At 42.4% G+C, this 21,868-nt stretch carries 18 protein-coding genes and 1 pseudogene; 12 read left to right on the forward strand and 7 right to left on the reverse strand.

The genetic code is table 11. The features are described from left to right. Nucleotides 1–33: 33 nt before the first annotated feature. On the reverse strand, nucleotides 34–1,200 hold the full coding sequence (locus DFP82_RS10030) for an acyl-CoA dehydrogenase family protein (protein WP_110923603.1): 1,167 nt from the start codon (nucleotides 1,198–1,200) through the stop codon (nucleotides 34–36). 281 nt (nucleotides 1,201–1,481) lie between these two features. Here DFP82_RS10030 and DFP82_RS10035 point away from each other — a divergent pair, with 281 nt between their 5' ends. From DFP82_RS10035 to caiE, 3 genes are read left to right on the forward strand one after another with little or no spacing between them, the layout of a single operon-like run. Then, entirely contained in the window at nucleotides 1,482–2,267 is a 786-nt protein-coding gene (locus DFP82_RS10035) for an enoyl-CoA hydratase-related protein (RefSeq protein ID WP_110923604.1), read from the forward strand. 13 nt (nucleotides 2,268–2,280) lie between these two features. Then, nucleotides 2,281–3,063: an SDR family oxidoreductase gene (locus tag DFP82_RS10040; protein ID WP_110923605.1), complete on the forward strand. Its 783-nt coding sequence runs from the start codon at nucleotides 2,281–2,283 to the stop codon at nucleotides 3,061–3,063. A 16-nt stretch (nucleotides 3,064–3,079) separates the two neighbouring features. Beyond that, complete coding sequence (gene caiE, locus DFP82_RS10045; RefSeq protein ID WP_146221336.1) at nucleotides 3,080–3,670, forward strand: carnitine operon protein CaiE; 591 nt, start codon at nucleotides 3,080–3,082, stop codon at nucleotides 3,668–3,670. Between the two features lie 41 nt (nucleotides 3,671–3,711). Here caiE and DFP82_RS10050 read toward each other — a convergent pair whose 3' ends face one another. Further along, nucleotides 3,712–4,668 carry a GlxA family transcriptional regulator gene (locus tag DFP82_RS10050; protein WP_110923607.1) on the reverse strand — a complete coding sequence of 319 codons (957 nt, stop codon included), beginning with the start codon at nucleotides 4,666–4,668 and terminating at the stop codon, nucleotides 3,712–3,714. 550 nt (nucleotides 4,669–5,218) lie between these two features. Continuing rightward, on the reverse strand, nucleotides 5,219–6,511 hold the full coding sequence (locus tag DFP82_RS10055) for a hypothetical protein (protein WP_110923608.1): 1,293 nt from the start codon (nucleotides 6,509–6,511) through the stop codon (nucleotides 5,219–5,221). A gap of 84 nt (nucleotides 6,512–6,595) precedes the next feature. Between DFP82_RS10055 and DFP82_RS10060 the strand changes: the two genes are divergently transcribed. Together DFP82_RS10060 and DFP82_RS10065 are read left to right on the forward strand one after the other, a co-directional pair. Next, nucleotides 6,596–6,805, forward strand: a complete 210-nt coding sequence (locus DFP82_RS10060; RefSeq protein WP_110923609.1) for a helix-turn-helix domain-containing protein — start codon at nucleotides 6,596–6,598, stop codon at nucleotides 6,803–6,805. Nucleotides 6,806–6,984: 179 nt separating this feature from the next. Then, nucleotides 6,985–7,623, forward strand: coding sequence for a Cap15 family cyclic dinucleotide receptor domain-containing protein (locus DFP82_RS10065; RefSeq protein ID WP_102092630.1), 639 nt, complete (start codon nucleotides 6,985–6,987; stop codon nucleotides 7,621–7,623). Here the strand turns inward: DFP82_RS10065 and DFP82_RS10070 are convergent. Then, nucleotides 7,612–8,712: a nucleotidyltransferase family protein gene (locus tag DFP82_RS10070; protein ID WP_110923610.1), complete on the reverse strand. Its 1,101-nt coding sequence runs from the start codon at nucleotides 8,710–8,712 to the stop codon at nucleotides 7,612–7,614. The genes DFP82_RS10065 and DFP82_RS10070 overlap by 12 nt on opposite strands. 334 nt (nucleotides 8,713–9,046) lie before the next feature. Here DFP82_RS10070 and hsdR point away from each other — a divergent pair, with 334 nt between their 5' ends. The 6 genes and pseudogenes from hsdR (at nucleotide 9,047) to DFP82_RS14885 (ending at nucleotide 16,408) form a co-directional block, all read left to right on the forward strand. Continuing rightward, nucleotides 9,047–11,473 carry an EcoAI/FtnUII family type I restriction enzme subunit R gene (gene hsdR / locus DFP82_RS10075; RefSeq protein WP_220034740.1) on the forward strand — a complete coding sequence of 809 codons (2,427 nt, stop codon included), beginning with the start codon at nucleotides 9,047–9,049 and terminating at the stop codon, nucleotides 11,471–11,473. Between the two features lie 124 nt (nucleotides 11,474–11,597). Further along, on the forward strand, nucleotides 11,598–13,073 hold the full coding sequence (locus DFP82_RS10080; protein ID WP_110923612.1) for an N-6 DNA methylase: 1,476 nt from the start codon (nucleotides 11,598–11,600) through the stop codon (nucleotides 13,071–13,073). A 2-nt stretch (nucleotides 13,074–13,075) separates the two neighbouring features. After that, nucleotides 13,076–14,878: a restriction endonuclease subunit S gene (locus DFP82_RS10085; RefSeq protein ID WP_110923613.1), complete on the forward strand. Its 1,803-nt coding sequence runs from the start codon at nucleotides 13,076–13,078 to the stop codon at nucleotides 14,876–14,878. A 217-nt stretch (nucleotides 14,879–15,095) separates the two neighbouring features. After that, nucleotides 15,096–15,380: pseudogene (thyA, locus tag DFP82_RS10090) on the forward strand (thymidylate synthase); the annotation flags it as partial. 64 nt (nucleotides 15,381–15,444) lie between these two features. After that, nucleotides 15,445–16,014 (forward strand): dihydrofolate reductase, encoded by a 570-nt coding sequence (locus DFP82_RS10095; RefSeq protein WP_110923615.1) that lies wholly within the window; start codon nucleotides 15,445–15,447, stop codon nucleotides 16,012–16,014. 262 nt (nucleotides 16,015–16,276) lie between these two features. Beyond that, nucleotides 16,277–16,408 (forward strand): hypothetical protein, encoded by a 132-nt coding sequence (locus tag DFP82_RS14885; protein WP_265090868.1) that lies wholly within the window; start codon nucleotides 16,277–16,279, stop codon nucleotides 16,406–16,408. A gap of 86 nt (nucleotides 16,409–16,494) precedes the next feature. Here the strand turns inward: DFP82_RS14885 and uvrC are convergent, their stop codons facing one another. Further along, nucleotides 16,495–18,339, reverse strand: a complete 1,845-nt coding sequence (uvrC, locus tag DFP82_RS10100; protein ID WP_110923616.1) for an excinuclease ABC subunit UvrC — start codon at nucleotides 18,337–18,339, stop codon at nucleotides 16,495–16,497. 266 nt (nucleotides 18,340–18,605) lie between these two features. After that, nucleotides 18,606–20,132, reverse strand: coding sequence for a DUF3360 family protein (locus DFP82_RS10105; RefSeq protein WP_110923617.1), 1,527 nt, complete (start codon nucleotides 20,130–20,132; stop codon nucleotides 18,606–18,608). Between the two features lie 516 nt (nucleotides 20,133–20,648). On the opposite strand from DFP82_RS10105, the gene DFP82_RS10110 reads away from it, so the two are divergent. Continuing rightward, nucleotides 20,649–21,212 carry a DUF4442 domain-containing protein gene (locus DFP82_RS10110; RefSeq protein WP_110923618.1) on the forward strand — a complete coding sequence of 188 codons (564 nt, stop codon included), beginning with the start codon at nucleotides 20,649–20,651 and terminating at the stop codon, nucleotides 21,210–21,212. Between the two features lie 218 nt (nucleotides 21,213–21,430). Here the strand turns inward: DFP82_RS10110 and rplS are convergent, their stop codons facing one another. Further along, nucleotides 21,431–21,823, reverse strand: a complete 393-nt coding sequence (rplS, locus tag DFP82_RS10115) for a 50S ribosomal protein L19 (protein ID WP_110923619.1) — start codon at nucleotides 21,821–21,823, stop codon at nucleotides 21,431–21,433. Between the last annotated feature and the right edge of the window lie 45 nt (nucleotides 21,824–21,868).

Below are 21,868 nucleotides of genomic sequence, written 5' to 3' on the forward strand. Positions count from 1 at the left end.
AGTTAGGGCGCGCTTGTGCGTGCCCTAGGGGACTTACCAACCAGTGTAAATATCGAGGCCACGCTTCTTAATTTGGCCGCTGATAATGACACGTTGGATTTCTGAAGTGCCTTCCCAGATTCGGTCGACTCGGGTATCACGCCACAAACGCTCAACTGCTTGTTCACGCATATAACCGCGACCACCCAGAATTTGTACAGCTTTATCGCAAACTCGGCCCACCATTTCGGAACAATACAGCTTCAATGCTGCCGCTTTGGCGTGATTAAGCTTGCGATCGCCAGTCTGGTCGATTTCCCAGCTCAGTCGATAGAGCATAGACTTGGCGGCCATGATTTCGACGCCCATATCAGCAAGCATGAATTCGATCGCTTGAAAGTTATTAATCGGTTGGCCAAATTGGATGCGTTCGGCGGCAAACTTGTTTGCTTCTTCAGCGGCTCGAATGGCGCCACCAACGCAACGGGCGGCTATTCCTAGGCGTGCTTCAACAAACCAATCCTTGGTCATATCGTAGCCTTGGCCGATTTCGCCTAGAACTTTGTCTTCTCCAACAATCACGTCGTTGAAGATGTACTCAGGGTGCTTGAACGCAAAATGGTGGGTATAAAGCGGTGTGCGTTTGAGCTCTACACCAGGTAGGTTCTTTTCAACAAAAAATACGGTGGGTTTGGTTGAATCGCCATCTACGTGAGCGTGTACTAGAATATAATCTGCAATGTCTCCGATGGTTACGAACCACTTCTCACCGTTGATTTTCCAGCCACCTTCGACCTTGTCTGCACGGGTCATGCACTGAGTCGGGTCAGAGCCGGCATCAGCTTCAGTAATCGCGTAGGCGTCGCGACGTTTGCCCTGACAAGTCGGGATTAAATATTCTTCTTTTTGGGCCTGTGTAGCGAAGCGCATGGGATAAGAGGGATACCAAAGTGCATCCCAGATGGCGCCGGTGGCTTTGCCTAGTTGCTCGTTGAGAATGGTTTGTTCAAAGATACTGAAACCTTGGCCGCCATCTTCCTTGCTGTGGTTTGGTGCGTTAAAGCCCCACGCCAATGTGGCATCAATAATCTTTTGGTGGGTTTCACGGCTAATGCCGTCATTTTCTTCACACTCCATTTCATGAGGGAAGAGAACGGTTTCGGTAAACTCTTTGGCTTTTGCCTGCAGTTCAAGATGCTCTTTGGAAAGATTAAAATCCATTGTAAAGTCTCCAGGGAATGTTAGTGTTGCTGATTACGTGCCGTTTGTTTACGGGCCTAAACTCTTATTTACTCTACGCAGGAGTGCAAGGGTGTGGTTGACCAAAAACGACGTATTTATCGTGAAATACGACAATGAGCGGTGTCGTTTTGTGGCGTAATATCTGTTCTGTCGTTTTGGTGCATTTTTATGACGATTTTGTGCAATGGGTATATCGGGCTTTGCGCTAAGGTGGTGGCAAGGGAACAACCAATACAAAAATAACAGAGGGATTGAACAATATGTCAGTGTCTGTACATACCGAACATAGGGGCTCAGTGTTATTAATCACATTGAACAGACCCAAAGCTAATGCGATAGACTGCGCTACAAGTTTTGAGATTTATGAGGCCTTGGCTAAATTTGAGCAGAACCCTTCTCTTCAGGTTGCGATTATTACTGGAGCCGGACAACGCTTCTTTTCAGCGGGCTGGGATCTTAAAGGCGCCGCTGCGGGGGAAGCGGTAGATGCTCACCACGGCCCTGGTGGTTTTGCCGGGCTGACCGAACTTTTCAGTCTGACCAAGCCTGTTATTGCAGCGGTTAACGGCATGGCAGTTGGTGGTGGTTTTGAACTGGTTTTGGCCTGCGATTTAATCGTAGCAGCTGACCATGCTCAGTTCTTCCTACCCGAAGCTCAGATTGGTATTGCTCCTGATTCAGGTGGCGTGTTTCGTCTGCCCAAGCGATTGCCTCGAGCGATTGCCATGGAGATGCTACTAACGGGTAAGCGCCTGAGTGCAGAGGAAGCTCTGCGCTGGGGGCTAGTAAACGCTGTTGTTGCCCCGGACGAATTAATAGCGACCGCACTAGCGCTGGCCGAACGAGTCGCTGCAAGCGCCCCCTTGGCTCAACAGGGAATCATGGAACTAGTCTCTGCCGGAGAATCACTTTCCGTTCAGCAAGCGTTTGAACTTCAGCGTAGCGGATCGCTGCCGGCCTACAAACGCATGCTTCAATCACAGGATGCCGAAGAAGGTAGCAATGCTTTCGCCGAAGGCCGCCCCCCAATCTGGAAAGGGTGTTAAAAGGAGATAGGTTATGGAAAATATATTTAGATCTGATTTGTTTGCTGGTAAAACGGTTCTGGTAACCGGTGGCGGGAGCGGCATTGGACTAGCAATAGCTCGTAATTTCGGCACTTTGGGGGCTCGGGTGGTGATTGCAGCGCGAGACCAGGAGCGATTGATTGAAGCGGGACAGAGCCTGCGTGAGGCTGGTATCGATGCGATCGAACTGGCCGTCAACATCCGCGATAACGATTCCGTGGCAGATCTGATAGAACAGCTGGAGCTGCAGGGAATTGGTATTGATGTATTGGTTAATAACGCTGGCGGACAATTTGCTGCGCCTGCCCTAGACCTCTCTGCCAATGGATTTCGGTCGGTTGTTGACCTTAACCTCACCGGCACTTTTCTTATGTGTCAGGCTTTTGCCCGGCACTGTATGAATCGCAAGCTACCCGGATGTATCATTAATATTGTTTTGTGCCAGGCCAACGGGCTGCCTGGTATGGCGCACGCGGGTGCTGCCAGAGAAGGTGTCGTCAACTTAACCCGAACTCTAGCTTGGGAGTGGTCAAATCTGGGTATTCGAGTGAATGCCGTGGCACCAGGCACTATTAAGACTGAAGCACTGGATCAGTATGACCCAGTTGCGCTGCAAGAGGGCATCGATAAGCTGCTGATAAAGCGCATGGGCTTACCCGAAGAAGTTGCTCAATCAGTAGCTTATTTAGCATCACCCGCCGCTGGTTTTATCACTGGCACATGTCTCGCTCTGGATGGTGGTGAACACTTGACAGGCGCGTCTCCGCAACGCTAATCAAAGGATGACTTTTATGCCCTGTTATGAGTTTGAAGGTTTGATTCCGGTGGTGCATCCCAGTGCTTATGTTCACCCTACAGCAGTCCTGATCGGTGATGTGATTGTTGGCCCCAATGTTTACATTGCTCCGCTAGCATCTCTGCGTGGAGACTACGGCCGCTTAATCTTAGAAGATGGTTCCAATCTTCAGGACAGTTGTGTGATGCATGGATATTGCGACACCGACACCGTTGTTGAAGCTAACGGCCATATTGGGCACGGCGCAATTCTTCATGGCTGTGTGGTTAAGCGTAATGCACTGGTAGGCATGAATGCGGTAGTGATGGACGGTGCCATTATTGGTGAGGACAGCATCGTTGCCGCTGGCAGCTTTGTTAAGGCTGGCTTTAAGGGGTCGCCCCGCCAGTTGTTGGTAGGTTCGCCTGCCAAAGTGATTCGTGAGGTCAGCGAACAGGATTTGCATTGGAAAGGTCTCAATACCCAAGAATATCAGGCGCTAGCTTGGAGATCGGCTGCGAGTATGAACGTGGTTTTGCCGCTGCTGGAGATGGAGGCGGACCGCCCTAGACTCAAAGGAGTAACCGTCGTACAACCCAAGGTGTAAGTCAGAACCAACGCGGCGCATTCAAGATTTCTTTATACAGGCTAGCGGTCTTCACTCGGGCTGCGAGCGAAATATTTGCGGTAGCTTCGGGTGAAATGGGGAGCTGAATTGAATCCGCAGATGATTCTGATTTCAGAAATGCTTAAGCTGGACTCTTTCAGTAACTGTCGAGATCGTTCAAGCCGCAACTTCATGTAATAGCCAGAAGGTGAATCGTTCAGAAAACTGCGAAACAAGCGTTCCAATTGCCGAACAGAAATATGGGCATATTTTGCCAGCTCTTCGGTGGACAAGGGCGACTCCAGATTTGCTTCCATATTTTCCAACACTCGCAGAAGGCGTGGATGGTATATTTTGAGACGTGCGGATAAATCGATTCGTTGCTTGTCCGATTTCTGACGGATACCACTTTTTATAAACTGTTCACAAACCTTGATTGCGAGACTGTGGCCGAGCTCTTCCTGAATGATATAAAGCATCAGATCAATTGCCGAGGTTCCGCCGGCACAGGTAATCAGATTATGATCCACTTCAAACAGCTCGTTGGTGAGTTCCAGTTCGGGGTAATCTTCCTGAAACGAAGGTGCTGCTTCCCAGTGCAGGGCTATTTTGTGCTTTTTCAGAAGCCCAGCTGCAGCCAGAAGATAGCAGCCGGTGTCCATGGCACCTATTAAAGAGCCTCTCCGGTTGAGTTTTTTAAGCCAAGCAATGGTGTCATCCCGGATATAGTTTTTCGGATTAAAACTAGAGCAGACAAAAACATTAAGGGGGACTGCGGCATCACAGATAGCAACCGTTTGTTGCAATGCTAGTAGGTTGCTCGCTGCTACCGGTGGGCCGTCCTCAGAAAGCAGTTGCCAACGAAAAATCTCGCGGCCGGCAAAACGATTGGCTACTCGCAGCGGCTCAATGGCAGACAGTAGTGCGACCATTGCATATTCAGGTAAAAGCAGAAAGGAAATAGTAAAGACACCGTCTTTATCAGGCTTCAGGATCATAGTCATAAACCAAATTTTTACTGAATACTATAACAGACAACAGAATATCTAAGTATCTACACTAGATAAATTTGTCCCCGAATTCAGGTTTTTAGGCTAAGTCCAGTCAGTTATTTCCTATCTAGCTTACTTGGTTGCTTATTTGTAGTTTCTAACTTTCCAAAACCCATTAAGTTAACCGTACGAAGACTTTCAGCAACAAGCTTCTTTAGAATTACTATCTATAGTCGCTATGGGGACGCAGTGATAATATCGATAATTTCTATCGGTTCAAACTAGATTATAGCCTATGTTTATTGCCTTCCAGACAACGACACACCATCCAAATAATTCCTAGAATCAAGAATACGCACGCCTACAGCCCTTCTGGGAAAATTTAATTAGACTAACTCATGAATCCTTGCCTTATAATCATTTGTGTTCTTTGAATACCTGCTTCAGCCTGCCAAAAATGAGCCACACAAGGAGCTAATACTTGGCAAAACTCCCCCGAAAAAATAAAAACCGTAGACTTTAAATCCAGACAAGTGACCCCTTTCGAGAGTTAATGCTATCTACAATATTTCAAATCACTGACTGTAATTGAGCAATCAGTATTTTGCACACCTCCTAGAGTTGTGTAACTTACTTGCTCTAGAGCTCTCTTAGACCTATATGGACTAAATAGCTCATCAAGAGTGTGGTAAAAACCACCATCATCTATTCCAAATACATAATCAAAAAATACCTTAGCCATTGCAGACTGAGGGTGGCTAGCATCGCGAAAAGATTTATTGCGATTCCAACTACCACTATGTATTTTACCGAATACTCTTTCTATATTACCAGAAATAGAGTTTGATGCATGCTTTCTAGTAATATGAGGTTTTTGCACGTATGCAGCGGCACTTTCAACCGCTTTATAGATTATATAGTGCATAACAGAGACAGAGTATTCAGCTAAACATGCTCTGAAAATGCTAATTAGCTTATCGCCAATAGGCGGTGCTAGATCGTTCAGTCTTGACCTAGTGATTAGGTAGCTTAAACACTCTCCTAGCTGTACCTTTTCACACCAGCTCTTAAATTGACTATCCGCTACTAGAGCACTGGTATTTTTTCTAGATTTAGCGTTTATCAAGATTTTAGTAAGATTCTCAATACTATAAGAAAACTCAAAAATCGCTTGATAGAAATCTATCTCTAGCTCTTTTTCTTCGTTGATAGTTACGTATTCGTAGCTATTTTCAGGAGCTAGTATGAGCAGATTTCGGTTAAAGAGATGATGTAGTATCTCTTCATCTAATTTAGAGAATGGTGATAAAGGTAATGATAAATTGTCACGTAGAGAGACTGTATTCCTTAAATTATCTGCCCCTAGGCTCTCTACAGTCGCTGCGAGTAGAAGTTTATCCACGTCGTTAAGCTCAGTGACTGAAGGAGTACTGCTTAATTGAATGCTTCTGCATTGATTGATGTACTCTAGAGCGGTCTGTCTTCTCTCTTCTTCTAAATGCTTTTGTTTAAGACGATACTCTAAGTACTCTTGATCCATTCTTTTTTGAAGCGCCTCCCCGCAATCATCACACCGCCATCTAATAAGATCCAATTGAATTAGTTGTGAACGAGTGTAGCAAATCTTAGTTGTACCGCAGTCTATGCATTGGCAGTCTAGTACAGCAAGATGAGCATTTACTTTAACGATACTAGGTATATCTTGATGCCTAATATCAAACTCTTGACCTATCTCTCTACAGGTATATATAAAACCACTTCGTTTATCACCTTCTCTTAACCAGTATCTTTCACAGATAAGTTTATTAGTTTCTGTTATATCTGACTGATACTCTAGTTTAGTTTTCACGCTCACCCCTTAATACCGACTATATCCCGTGGATATTGTAGCTTACCACTGTGAGTATTGCTATCTTTAGCAGTGGTTAGTGAGATGACGACAGACGAACGTATGATTGCCTTTGGAAAGCGTGTCCGTGAAGTACGTAAAAGCAAAGGAATATCCCAAGAAAGATTGGCGGAGATGGCAGGTATTGATCGTAGCTATATGGGCAATATAGAGCGCGGCGAGAAGAATATTACATTGAAAAAAGCATATGAGATATGCGATGCGTTGGATATTGAGATACAAAATTTAGTATAAAATGCTGATTATGTAAGTTTTAGAGGTCTGTGTATATTTTTAAATCACTTTAATTAAACGTAAGTAGTAAATACATAACTCTTCATAATTAATATCAGTTTATAGGTATATTTTAGTAGTCTATAATAAGCTGAAAATTATCGTAAAATACGTTAAATGCTTTTAGAAAAGAGTTCAATATGGTAAAAGACGGTCATGAATATTGCGTTCAGAATGGATATAACAGATCACATGTAGGTAGATATGTATATGCCTTTGCTACAGCAGTTTCTTGGTTATTGATTTATGCTTTGTTGAAAGTATTTGGTGAGCTTCCATCTCATTGGAATACGATCTTGTCAACGCTTACTACAGGTACACTTTTTTTAGCAGTTTATTTTTTATTTGAGAAATGGATGTGGAAAACCACTCTGTTTTTTAAGATATTAAAATATCCAAACATATCTGGAAAGTGGTCTTGCGATGGAGTTTCAAGCTTTCAGCAAGAAGATGATGATATGATCAAGCAAGATTTTAAATGGAAAGGTGACGTCATAATACTTCAAAGTTGGGATAAAGTTAGAATTAGGCTAGAAACAGAGTATTCCGTATCGAACAGTATTTCTGCAGCTATTGTTTATGATGAGATTGATGAATATAAAATACTTTACAGTTATGAAAACCGACCTAAAGACTTAAATCATGCTGAATTACGTATTCACCGAGGATTTGCAGAGCTAACCCTCAATAGAGACAATGAAAGTGCTACCGTCAAGTATTACAATGTTGACGGTAGGAAAACAATAGGAACAATGTTCTGGAAACGACTAACTAGTTAAATAATGAGACTCTAAACTACTATTATATGAATAGCCTAGATCCTTTTTAATCTCTTTCACGAGATTATCTAAAGCTAGGCTCATAGTTGTTAAAGATGATTTCTTATCTTCAGTATCAAAAATTAATCTAGAATTGTCAGGTGTAAATAAAAGATCCCTACGAAAAGAGTTATTATATAAATAATCAAAAAATCTTTGTGTCTCTAATACAACTGCTAACGGGTAATGACTACCTTTTTTTAAGTTATCTAAGTTTGCATGATACATAATAGATGCTATATCAAAGCTACTGAGGTGTATTTTAGAACCTTCTGTAATTAAGTCAGCCTTTAAAGTCTTACACAGCCGTATAGACTTTTTCAGCCCACCCTCTGTTAAATACCTACACCTAGTATCAATAAGGTAAATATGTCTAAAAGGTAAGTTCATCAAAGTAGTTGGAGTTTTACTATCAAGTATGTTGACTCCAAGATCATACGCCTTTTTTTCTTGTTGGTATTTATCTGTTCTTACCCAGTGAGAAGGCACAACATCAACTTCACGTTGAAGCGAACCACCTACTAACTTAATACATTTGGCACCAGTATTGTCAACTGTTACTGCAGGGTAGGCACTTTTTAATTGGGTGTGACATGCTGCTCTTAATTTGCTTATTTCTGTAATATCTTGAGAACGTAAAGTTTCCAAATAATGCTCTGATCTATAATGTGACTCATCAATAACAAGTAAATCAACATCACTAATACCCTTTATATGTACGTTCAAAGGTACAGAGCCTTGGAGTCTATACGCAGTATTTATACCATGATTATCCAGCAACCTAGATTTAAGCTGTTTTTGAACTCTAACTGCAGTTTCAACGGATATCTCCGTATAACGCTTTCCTACTTCTTGCATTGCACCTAAAGCATAACGTACAGACGGTTTATCTGATGCGGACTGCCAGCTTTCCATAGACTCTTTTAAGGTATCAAGTTCTCTTTTTAAAACTGTATCTTCATTGAGACCATCAAATGAGTAACTAAAATTAGAACCTTTCCTGCGCTCTTCTAACCTATTTAGACGTTGATTAAAGTTAATGTCGGACATATGTTCCTTAGATTATCAGTTAATTGTGACTAAACGTAGTAGTCATCTGTGAATGTAAGTAGAAGACGAAATGTATACCACCTTAAAATAAATATACAATTATTACCTAATGCTATTTCTTAAAATGGTAACTATTAGAATTAAAGTATAAGTTAGTTACCGCTAAGCTAATACCATAGTATTTTTATATCACGTTAATTATGCACTAATATCATATCAAAGGTCTTTAAGTACTTAAGGTTGACACTTCAATAGAAGGATAATACAGAACATATGTTAAAGTATAAGTTACCCCCAACACTAGCTAGATAGGAAGCCTACTGCCATGGCTGGTATCAACAAATTAGAGTTATCCGAAACAGATATTATTAGCAAGTTCATTCTGCCTGCCATTAAGAGTTCAGGTTGGGATGACATGACTCAAATTCGCGAGGAAGTGAAGCTTCGTGACGGTAAGGTTATCGTCCGTGGTCAAATGGCAGTGCGTAAGACGGTCAAATCTGCTGATATTGTTCTGTATCACAAGCCTAATCTGCCGCTTGCTGTTATCGAGGCCAAAGCGAACAAACACTCTATTGGTAAAGGAATGCAGCAAGCGCTTGATTATGCTGGGCTACTCGAAGTGCCGTTCGTGTTTTCATCCAATGGTGATGGCTTTATTTTTCATGATAAAACCAGTACCACTGTCCTCGAAACAGAGATTTCACTAGAGGATTTTCCAACACCAGCCGAGTTATGGGATAAGTACTGCCAGTGGAAAGGCTATACGCAAGCTCAACTGCCTATTATCACTCAAGACTATCATGATGATGGCAGTGGTAAGTCACCACGCTATTATCAGCTACAAGCCATCAATAAGACCATAGAAGCCATTTCTCGTGGACAGGATCGCATCCTGCTCGTAATGGCGACAGGGACAGGTAAAACCTATACCGCATTTCAAATCATCTGGCGTCTGTGGAAAGCGAGAGAAAAGAAACGTATCTTGTTTTTGGCAGATCGCAATATTTTGGTCGATCAAACTCGGGTTAATGACTTTCAGCCGTTTGGCACTGCGATGACTAAAATAGAAGGACGTACCGTTGATCCAGCCTTCGAGATTCATCTTGGCTTATATCAAGCGTTAACAGGTCCAGAAGAGCATCAGAAGGCCTTTAAACAGGTCGCACCAGACTTCTTTGACCTGATTGTCATTGATGAGTGCCACCGAGGTAGCGCTGCTGAAGACAGTGCTTGGCGTGAGATATTGGAGTATTTTAATAGCGCCACACAAATAGGCTTAACAGCGACACCTAAAGAGACTGAAGAGGTATCTAATTCTTATTACTTTGGAGATCCTGTTTATACCTATACCCTAAAACAGGGTATTGAAGATGGGTTTTTAGCGCCCTATAAAGTGGTTCGAATCGATATCGATGTCGATATGCAAGGCTGGCGTCCAACCAAAGGACAGACAGATAAGCATGGCGAACTGATTGAGGATCGTATCTATAACCAAAAAGACTTTGATCGCACTTTAGTGATTGATGAGCGTACTCAATTAGTGGCTCAGACCATTACAAGCTATCTTGAGCGTACTGACCCAATGGCCAAAACCATTGTGTTCTGTAATGACATTGACCATGCAGAGCGCATGCGCCGTGCTTTGATTAACTGCAATCCCGAGCAGGTCAAAAAGAACGAAAAGTATGTCATGAAAATCACGGGTGATGATGAGTTGGGCAAAGCGCAGCTTGATAACTTTATCAATCCAAAGAAAGCTTATCCTGTGATAGCAACAACGTCAGAGCTGATGACGACTGGTGTTGATGCTCAAACTTGTAAGCTAATCGTACTAGATCAAAACATCAAATCGATGACCAAATTTAAGCAGGTTATTGGCCGTGGCACCCGTATCAATGATAAATATGGCAAGCTTTGGTTTACGATTCTCGACTTCAAAAAAGCGACTGAGCTATTTGCAGATGAGCGCTTCGATGGTATTCCTGAACGTATCATGACTGTGACACCATCACAGATTAATGAAGGGAGCGCTGAACTGGACGAAGTGGTAGATGGTGAGTCAGACGCAGAGTTAGATATTGTTAATGGTACTGATCTGGCTTACACAACCCAAGATGATAAGAGCGGCTTTGATTTAGGGGCTGGTATGGGTGATGATATGGGTGTCAGTGAGCCTGCGAAAAAATACCATGTGAAAGGTGTAGCTGTCCAAGTCATGGCGCAGCGTATCCAGTATTATGATACTGATGGTAAGCTAGTCACCGAGTCTTTTCAGGACTATACTCGCAAAACTTTCACCAAGCAGTTCGCTAGTTTGGATGAGTTTACCAAGCGTTGGAATGATACTGAGCGCAAACAGACCATCATTGATGAGCTGGCAAACGCTGGTATTATTTGGGAAGCGTTGCAAGAAGAAATCGGTTCGGACATGGACCCCTTCGACCTAATTTGCCATGTGGTATATGATCAGCCACCTTTGACCCGTCGTGAACGTGCGAATGAAGTTAAGAAGCGCAATTACTTCACCAAGTATTCAGACACTGCCCAAAAAGTGCTTAATGCCTTGCTCGATAAATATGCTGATGCGGGGGTAGAAGAAATCGAAAGCCTAAACGTGCTCAAAGTAAAACCGCTTGATCAGTTAGGTAGTCCGATGGAAATCGTTAAACAAGGCTTTGGTAGTAAACAAGATTATCAGCAAGCCATTAGTGATCTTGAAAATGAAATCTATTGGGCACCGCCACCTAAGCAGGCTTAAGTAACTAGAAAAAATTAGCTACAATCTATATATCTAAGCCTCTTATTGAGGCTTGTTTTATTCATACTATTTATTAAAATCTATCGTTCATTAAGATCCACTGTTTATTAAAAAGAGAAACAACATGTCAATCAGTTCAGTTATCAAGTCTATTCAAGATATCATGCGTCAAGATGCTGGTGTCGATGGTGATGCTCAGCGTCTAAGCCAATTGTCATGGTTATTGTTTCTCAAGATATTTGATGCACAAGAAGAAGCGCTTGAGTTTGAACAAGAAAACTATAAGTCACCTATTCCTGAGAAATACCTCTGGCGTAATTGGGCAGCTGATCCCGAAGGCATCACTGGTGAGGAGTTACTAGAGTTCGTAAACGATGAGATATTCGTTGAGCTAAAAAACCTAACAGCGCCAGTAGATACCAATCCTCGTGGCTTTGTGGTGCGTCAAGGTTTGAGCGATGCCTACAACTATATGAAAAACGGCACGCTACTACGCCAAGTAATTAATAAGCTCAACGAAGTGGATTTTAACCGCTCAGATGAGCGTCATCTATTTGGTGATATTTATGAGCAGCTACTGCGTGATTTACAGAGTGCAGGCAATGCAGGTGAGTTTTATACCCCTCGTGCTGTGACACGCTTCATCGTTGACCGTGTCGATCCAAAGCTAGGTGAGCGCGTCATGGATCCAGCTTGTGGTACAGGTGGGTTTTTGGCCTGTTCATTTGATCATGTCAAAAACAACTATGTCGAAACTGCTGAAGATCATCAAGTGCTACAGCAGCAGATTTTGGGGTTTGAAAAGAAACAACTGCCGCATTTGCTCTGTACGACCAATATGATGCTGCATGGTATCGAAGTACCCGTACAGATACGCCACGATAACACCCTAAATAAGCCACTATCGAGCTGGGACAGTGATATTGATGTCATCGTAACTAATCCGCCTTTTGGTGGCACTGAAGAGCACGGTATCGAAAAGAACTTCCCTGCTGAGTTCCAAACGCGCGAAACGGCAGATTTGTTTTTACAATTAATCATTGAGGTCTTGAAAGATAAAGGCCGCGCTGCCGTCGTATTACCTGATGGTACTTTATTTGGCGAAGGAGTAAAAACCAAGCTAAAGAAAATGCTGACAGAAGAATGTAATCTACATACCATCGTGCGCTTACCAAACGGTGTGTTTAACCCTTATACGGGTATTAAGACCAATATTCTCTTCTTTACCAAAGGTCAGCCAACCAAAGATATTTGGTTTTATGAGCATCCTTATCCTGAAGGCGTCAAAAACTACAGCAAAACCAAACCAATGAAGTTTGAAGAGTTTCAAACCGAGATTGACTGGTGGGGTGATGAGTCTGACGGCTTTACCAGTCGTGTCGAAAATAATCACGCTTGGAAGGTCAGTATTGAAGAGGTCATCGAGCGTAACTATAACCTTGATATCTCCAACCCTTACCAAGGCGAGGTCATTGATTATGACCCTAATAAGCTACTGGCTGACTATGCAAAGCAACAACAGGGCATCGATACGTTACGCAGCCAATTAAAAGATGTACTGGGCGCTGCGCTGTCTGCTAACACGACAGAGGGTAACTAGTCATGAGAGTAGAGATAGGTAAAGACATAAGCAAGCCAGAGCAACTAATTACTGAACATATCGATATCTGGACCAGCGCTGTATTGGCTAAATCTACCAGTGGGCGTGGTAGCAGCAAAAAGTATGAGCTCTACGGTATTACTAAATTGCGTGAGCTGATCTTGGAATTAGCAGTACGTGGCAAGCTTGTCCCACAAGATGATAATGATGAGCCTGCATCTGTTTTGTTAGAAAAAATATCTGATGAAAAAGCCTATTTGATTAAAGAAGGAGAGATCAAAAAGACAAAATTACTTCCAGAGTTAACCGAAGATGAAAAACCCTTCGAATCTCCACAAGGTTGGTGCTTTTACCGTTTAGGTGATTTAGTAGAAAAACTTGGATCAGGTAGCACTCCAAGAGGCGGAAGGAATGCTTATGTTTCTGAAGGAATTCCTTTCTTACGCTCCCAGAATGTAAGAAACGAAGGGTTAGATGATAGCGATATAGCGTACATCAGTAGTGAAACACATCAACGTATGAACAATACAATTGTTTATCCTGGTGACATACTTCTCAATATAACTGGAGCGTCTCTTGGAAGAACTATTATCTTTCCTAATACTTACCCAGAAGCGAATGTTAGTCAGCATGTTACGATTATTAGACTGATTGACCCCAATATCACGCCATTTATATATTTATGCATACGTTCACCTTTACTTCAGAAGATTGTTTGGGAAAGACAGGTTGGAATGGCTATTGAAGGATTAAGTAAAAAAGTTTTAGAGCTCTTCGAAATACCTATACCTCCGCTTGCAGAGCAAAAACGCGTAGTCGCCAAAGTCGATGAGCTGATGATGCTATGTGATCAGCTAGAGCAGCAAACCGAATCCAGTATCGACGCTCATGCGACGCTTGTAGAAGTATTATTAGCCACATTGACAGATAGTGCGGACGCTGATGAGCTGGCACAAAACTGGGCGAGAATTTCTGAGCATTTCGATAGTCTATTTACCACTGAGCAAAGCATCGAAGCCTTAAAGCAAACTGTGTTGCAATTAGCAGTAATGGGTAAGTTAGTTCCACAAAATCCAGAAGATGAACCTGCTTCGGTATTGTTAGAAAAGATTGCGGAAGAAAAAGAGCGACTGATTGAAGATAAGAAAATTAAGCCACGTAAAGCATTACCACCTATTGAAAATGAAGAAAAATTATTTGATTTACCATTAGGGTGGGAATGGTGTCGATTAGATGATATATGCGATGGTATAACTTCTGGATCAACGCCACCTAAGAGTTCATTTATAGATGAAACAGGTATTCCATACTTGAAGGTTTATAATATAAGAAACCAAAAAATAGATTTTGAATACCAACCACAATTTATTGAGGAAGGTTATCACTCTTCAAGTTTGAAGCGCTCTCAGCTTTGCCCAGGAGATGTGATAATGAATATCGTGGGTCCACCTCTTGGAAAGATAGCTATCATTCCCGATACCTATCCACAATGGAACTGCAATCAGGCGATTGTGATGTTTAGACCATTCATTTCAGATCTAAATAAATTTATCTATACCTACTTAGTTTCAGGTATGTTTCTTGATAAGATTGCGCTAATAGGAACAGCTGGTCAGGATAATATTTCAGTCACAAAAAGTCGTTCAATCTTATTGCCAACACCACCTCTTGCAGAACAGCTGCGCATCGTTGCTAAAATCGACGAGCTAATGGTTATTTGTGATCAGCTAAAATTAAGTTTAAAGCAGTCTCAAGAGACGCAAGTTCAGCTTACCGATGCGTTGGTTGATCGAGCTTTAGGGTGAGTTTTAGTATTGGGCTAAGTGTTTTATATGTCTTGATAAGATATAATACCTCTTATCAAGACATGCATTCAGTAAATCAGATAATGTTGGTATTGCTGCTAGAGATAACTGACTGATTACATAGTTCGTAGTGTGCAGAATTAAAAATGCACAGTCAGAATATAGCGCTCTACATTAGAAAATAAAACGACTTGTGCATAAATTAGGGGTTGTAAAATTTCTAGGTGTGCCATTTAATATTGCCAGCTATGCCCTGCTTACCCATATGGTCGCGCAAATTTGTGGTCTAGAAGTGGGCGAATTCATCTGGACAGGTGGTGATTGCCATATCTATCAAAACCACCGTGAACAAGTTGAATTACAGTTGACGCGTTCGCTACATACACTGCCAACGTTGATGCTTAACCCTGATGTTAATAATATTTTTTCCTTCAATTACGAAGACATTAGCGTTGAAGGTTATGAGTCGCATCCTGCTATCAAAGCGAAAGTTGCGGTATAGCATTGGTCTGATTGACTGATTTAAATAAGCTTAAAATTGTAAAAGATAATAAAAAGGATAGATTATGAGTTATGCCCATACCGAAGTTGCCCAAATCGCTGCTATCAGTAGCAACCGTTGTATCGGTAAGGATAATGAGCTGCCGTGGCATATCTCAGCAGACTTGCAGCACTTCAAAAAGATGACGACCAAACAAACGGATGGCGGTATACAAGGTATCGTCATTATGGGTCGTAAGACGTTTGAATCAATGGGCAGCAAGCCTTTGCCAAAACGTGTTAGCTTCATTATCAGCAGCCAATTGGATTACGCTGAGCAAAAAGGCCTCGTTGGAAAAGACAATGCTTACGTAGTACACAACCTAGACGATGCTTTGACACAAGCAGCCAGTCTGGCGCATGGCGCGCACCTTGATACCATTTGGGTGATTGGCGGCGAGCGCGTCTTTAGCGATGCCCTGATGTATACCGACCGTATTGAACTGACCCATGTAGACACCGAAATTACCGATGGTGATGCCTTTTATCCTGAATTGCCAAGTGAATTTGAAGTAGCAGAAGAGTCTGAGCAGATGCACGATGAGAAAAGCGCGTTGGATTTTAAATTTGTGACTTATAAAAGTAAACAAGGCTAATGCCATTTAATGTGGCATTTATCATTTATAAACTATTACTAAGGAGAAACCAAATATGCAAAATTAAAAAAGCCCAGCAAAATTAATTGCTGAGCTTAAAAAACTTTTAGATACGACAACTGTGGAGCTAGGCTCCCTTGTTAGCATACTAATAAATTTTATTTACCTTGGACGGTTCATATATTTTATAGTAAATGCTAATAAGTGTCTACGTCTAGTCTCCATGGTTATGAATTCCTAATCATAATTGTGGAGGTCACTAATGGCTATTCAATGCGGTTATCCTAAAGCTGTGCATGTTCGTTGGTATTTACGCTATCGATTTAATCGTTGGGAGCGCGTTTGCGAACACTGCCGTAGCTATCCAAACCAGCAGCTAAGTTTTGATTTTTAGAGATTAGAGGTTTTAACCTGCTAAATATTACTAACGTTAAAACGACAACAGATTTGGTTCTGTTGTCGTTTTTTTAATATGTCCAGCTACTCATGCAACACTTTATAGACGGTTTTTGCTAGTACTGGTCCAATACCTTGCACCCCTGACAGCTCTTGCTGAGACGCACCAAGTAATTGCTGCATACCGCCAAAGTGATTGAGCAGGTCACGACGACGCTTTTCACCCAGTCCGGGTATGACTTCTAATACTGAGGATGAACGGCGCTTATCACGCTTTTTACGGTGAGCAGTAATCGCAAAACGATGCGCCTCATCACGAATATGCATCAATAAATGCAGCGCTTTGCTATCCATTGGTAGGTCAAGTGGCTCATGATCGATAAAGTGCAATACTTCAAGCCCGGCCTTGCGCCCTTCCCCTTTTGCCACACTAATGAGCAAAGTGTCACCCAGAATACCCAACTCAGTTAATACTTCTTTGGCAATACCAAGTTGACCTTTACCACCATCAATAAGCAATAGATCTGGCAACGGCTGCTTTTTATAACGCCTTGTCAGTACTTGTTTCATCGCTGCATAATCATCACCACCTACGATGTCATGGATAGCATATTGACGATAATCACGGCGACGCGAGCCGCCTTGGTCAAATACCACACAACTACCAATAGTCGCTTCACCCATCGTATGTGAGATATCAAAACACTCAACCCGATCAATGGTTCGATCGGTGACATCCGCCAATACATCTTTCAATGCACCAAAGCGTGCATGCAATTCTAAATAATCGCCCAGCTTGGTTTTTAGCGCGTTATTGGTGTTCAGTTTTGCCAAATCTAACCACTCTGCACGATGTTCACGTACATTGGTTTTGATAACGACTTTGCTACCAAAATGCGTCGCCAATGCCTCACTCACTGCCAGCTGATCAGGTAGCTCATGAGTTAGCATAATTTCTGCAGGCAGATCATCTGTCACCTGAAAATAGAAAGAGGTAATAAAAGCAGATAAATTATCCGCGAGCGACTCGCTGCTGTCGACATCCGGAAAATAGTTCTTACCACCCAGTACCCGCCCGCCACGGACAGTCAGTACGTTGACACACGTCATGCCTGCCTGACTGGCAATCGCAATCACATCGGCCTCACCTTGTACGGTATAGACAGCTTGCTTGGCCTGCACTTCGCGCAGCATAGAGAGCTGATCGCGATAAAATACCGCTTTCTCAAAATCTAACTCTTCAGCTGACGCTTCCATTTTTTCAATCAGAGTGGTATGAATATCGCTAGAATCACCCTTTAAAAAACGAATGGTATTGTTGACGTCCTCGGCATACTCTTCTGCTGATACCAGACCCACGCAAGGCGCGCGGCAGCGTTTGATTTGATATTCAAGACATGGGCGCTTACGTTGATTGAAGAAAGTATTGGTACATTGGCGCATTTGAAACATTTTTTGCATCAGCACCAATGTCTCTTTTGCCGCATGCGCAGATGGAAACGGTCCAAAGAATCGACCTTTTTGATGATTGCCTTTACCGCGACCGTACGCCAATCTCGGATAAGGCTTGTCGGCTGAGATAAACACATAGAGGTAAGATTTATCATCACGCAATAGCACATTATATGGTGGACGGTATTCTTTAATCAGGTTTTGCTCAAGCAGCAGCGCTTCAGTCTCACTACGCGTGATAATGGTTTCGATATCATGGATACGCGCCACTAACGCTCGAGTCTTTGGATGATCGATCGTCTTTGCAAAGTAGCTGTTTACGCGGCTTTTAAGTGATTTAGCTTTGCCAACGTATAAGATATCACCGTTTTTTCCCAGCATTTTATACACACCTGGTAAATTTGGTAGGCGCTGAATTAAATGCTTAAGACGGGCTTTTTTATCATCGATAGGGCTCGATTCTGAGACATTAACCATAGAATTTACTGCTCTCAAGATACTGATATATAGCTAGTTATGGGGCGATAATTAGCATTTTGCAAGAATACTTATACTACCAATCCTCAAAAATATGAATAGTCGTGTCAAACTCGCTGAATCTACTGCAAACCTACTTAGTCTACTAATGATAATTCTTGCCTCTCGTCTTACTCACAACTCAAACTAGAGAAAATATTAGCTTAGCAATAGCCACAAAAAAGCCAGCACTAGGGCTGACTTTTTCATAGGTGAGTAAGACACGATCAATGACGGAAGTTTGCCATCAATGCTGGAATGCCTGGTAGCATACCAACGATAGCCATCACACCAGTCAATACAACAAACATAATACCCGGTATGATCCAGCGGCTCATTTTAGTTAAATTGGCACTGCGTTCTTTAGAACCAATCAAGCCCAAGTTATCGAGCAACAACGTGAGTGACCAACCAAATGCAGGATTTACCAATGCAGACGCGAATACCACGATAGCAGCAGACTGGGTCGTTTTTCCTTCGCGAGTCATTTCCATACCAGCTTCAAGCAGTGGTATAAACACCCCAACGATCAATGCCACACACATCACTGGCTGCCAAATAGCCAAATCCATTGGATAGCCCCAAACCCCTGCGATAATACAAAACAATGCCGTCAATAAGGCACCGGCAGGAATCGGACGTTTGGCAATCGCTGCTGGCACAATATAGGTGCCCCACGATGACGCAAAGTTAGCACCGCCCAATACAGAGCCTACTACCTGACGAAACGAAGCGCTGGTCATTGTGTCATCGATATCCATGAGTACCTTTTCAGTACGTTTAGGATAGCTGATTTTTTGAAAGACCTGATGGCCTAAAAAGTCTGGTGACCACATCGCAACGGCCAAAATAGCAAATGGCAGTACGACAATAAAGCTTTCAACCGTAGGTAATCCTAGCATCCAACCAGTATTTTCACCCCACCAATACATTGGATTCATATTCGGCAAGCCTGGTGCTGTTTTAAACTCAAAGGGCGCGCCCAATGCAAAGGCGAGACCGCCACCTAAAACACAGCTTAGCGGAACCGCAAGCCAGCGTTTTTGCCAATGCTCAAGTAATGCATATAGCAGGATAGTGGCCAAAATAATGAAGAAGGCAATATGCGACATGCCGATACCTTCTGCCCATGCAAAGAGGTTTTTGACCTGTGAGGTAGTACCGATAAACCCTAAGTAAATCAACAGGCCACCGCACACACCTTTACTAGTCAGATTTGCCAGCAGACTGCCCCCTTTACTGATTGCCAATAGCAAGCCAAAAGCACCAATGAGCAGACCAAATGCCATTGGATGGCCACCAGCGGCCACTACAATAGGAATTAGGGGAATAAGGGGGCCGTGAGTACCTGCAAGGTTGGCTGTCGGGAGTAGAAATCCTGAAAATAAGATGATAAAGAATGAAACGATTAATAGCTCATAACGAACGTTTTCTAAAACAAACGCATCGCCCAAACCAAGTGGACCTGCAAATGTTGCAGCAATCGCACCCACCATAACCACTTTACCAATCGTCGCTGCCATTGCAGGAATAGTATCTTCATACTCAAAGCGATAATCACGAAAGGGCAAATTGGGACGCCAGCGTTTGGGCTGCATGATTTGCAATTCATGATTGAGATAATCATCACGACTCTCAAAACTCGAACTTGGTTTGTGCAAATCGACATAGCTACCTGATAACTCTGTGTCGTAATCGGATGGGTTTGACGGCTGTTGATTAGACCCTGAAGAAGGGATCTGAGAGTTACTCATCACATTTCCTTGTGTCGTCTGAGGCTTGATTTAACTGATAATTTGATAATGACATTCAATGTGACTAAAGCGTCCATTAAAAATTGCAAGCCATTGTATGACATGAGAACTCGAAATGCGAACTTAGAACCACTCAAAAAGCCAATACACTATTATAATCTATAAATTAAAGTTTCTATTTAATGCAAAATTTAACTTAATAGAAAACCATGAGGAAAAAACATACCTAATATAGGCTTTAAATTAGAATAAATGAACTTTTTCTTGATAATTATCCGTATCTAGACATTTGTTATCACATAACTAAATATTAAAGATAGGTATAATAAATAGTTTAATATAACTTTTAAGTAATTCTAGAAAATCTATGTCAGTTACGCTTTAAGGCTAGCGGTCTTGATGTTTTTTACTTATGATAAATACCCCCTAATGATTATGCTCAATACAGATACCTTTCAGATAATCAGCTATATCAAAATAAATAGAAAAACTTAGAAGCAATAACAGGATAAGTTCATGCATTTACTACCATCCAATTTTGAGACCTTAAAACGTCGGGCTAAGCAAAGCATCATGCCATTACTGACACCACATTTACTTAAGCTGCGTATCAACACCTACGCACCTTATGTCGGTGCAGGCATCAAAATCGATCATATAAGTCTGGATCAAGGTCTATGCGTCGTCAGTATGGGACTCAATGCTTTGAACAAAAATATCGTCGGTACTCAGTTTGGGGGCAGTTTATATTCTATGGTTGATCCATTTTATATGACTATGCTCATGCACCAACTCGGTAGTAGCTATGTTGTGTGGGACAAAAGCTCAAATATTGATTTTATCGCGCCGGGTTATAGCAAAGTTACCGCACGCATGAAGATTGCCAGCTCCGAAATTATTACCATTCAAGAAATGGCGAAAGATGGTGATGCGGTCTTTCGCGAATATAAAGTCGATATAGTCGATGAGCAGCAAAAAGTTATTGCGGTCGTCACAAAGACGATATATATCAGACTGCGTAAGTACAGTAAGTCTAAAGACCAAAGCAGTCGTATAGATAATTTTGATGACGAAGGTTAGAGCCTACTAAACATGTCATGCTCAACTCTCATTTAAACCCCCACATACAAAAACCCCAACCTAGCTTTCGCATAGATTGGGGTTCTGTCTTTTTTGGTATGGCCCGCTTATTTATATGATAAACCTATGAATAAGGGCTTGTATCTACTTTTGCGTAGTTGCCTTGCCACTTCATTAGCAGCTCAGCAACCGTAGCAAGTTTAAGCAGTTGCTTAAACTTATGCTTTAGCGGCAGCTTTCTTTGGAGCAGCTGCACGCGGAGCAAGTTTTTCGCGGATACGTGCTGATTTACCAGAACGCTCACGTAAGTAGTACAATTTCGCACGGCGAACAGCACCACGGCGTTTAACTTCAATGCTTTCAATGATTGGTGAATGCAATTGGAATGCACGCTCAACACCAACACCGCTTGAGATTTTACGTACGGTAAACGCTGAGTTTAGACCGCGGTTACGCTTAGCAATTACAATGCCTTCAAAAGCCTGTAAACGCTCACGCTCACCTTCACGTACTTTTACTTGAACCACAACGGTATCGCCGGGTGCGAAGCTTGGGCGCTCAATCAATTGAGCATTTTCGATGACCTGAACTAATGGATGCTTGTTGCTCATGAGAGTTATCTCCTCACATTAGATAATAGAGGCTTAACGCATATC

This window comes from Psychrobacter fozii (assembly GCF_003217155.1).
GTDB lineage: Bacteria > Pseudomonadota > Gammaproteobacteria > Pseudomonadales > Moraxellaceae > Psychrobacter > Psychrobacter fozii.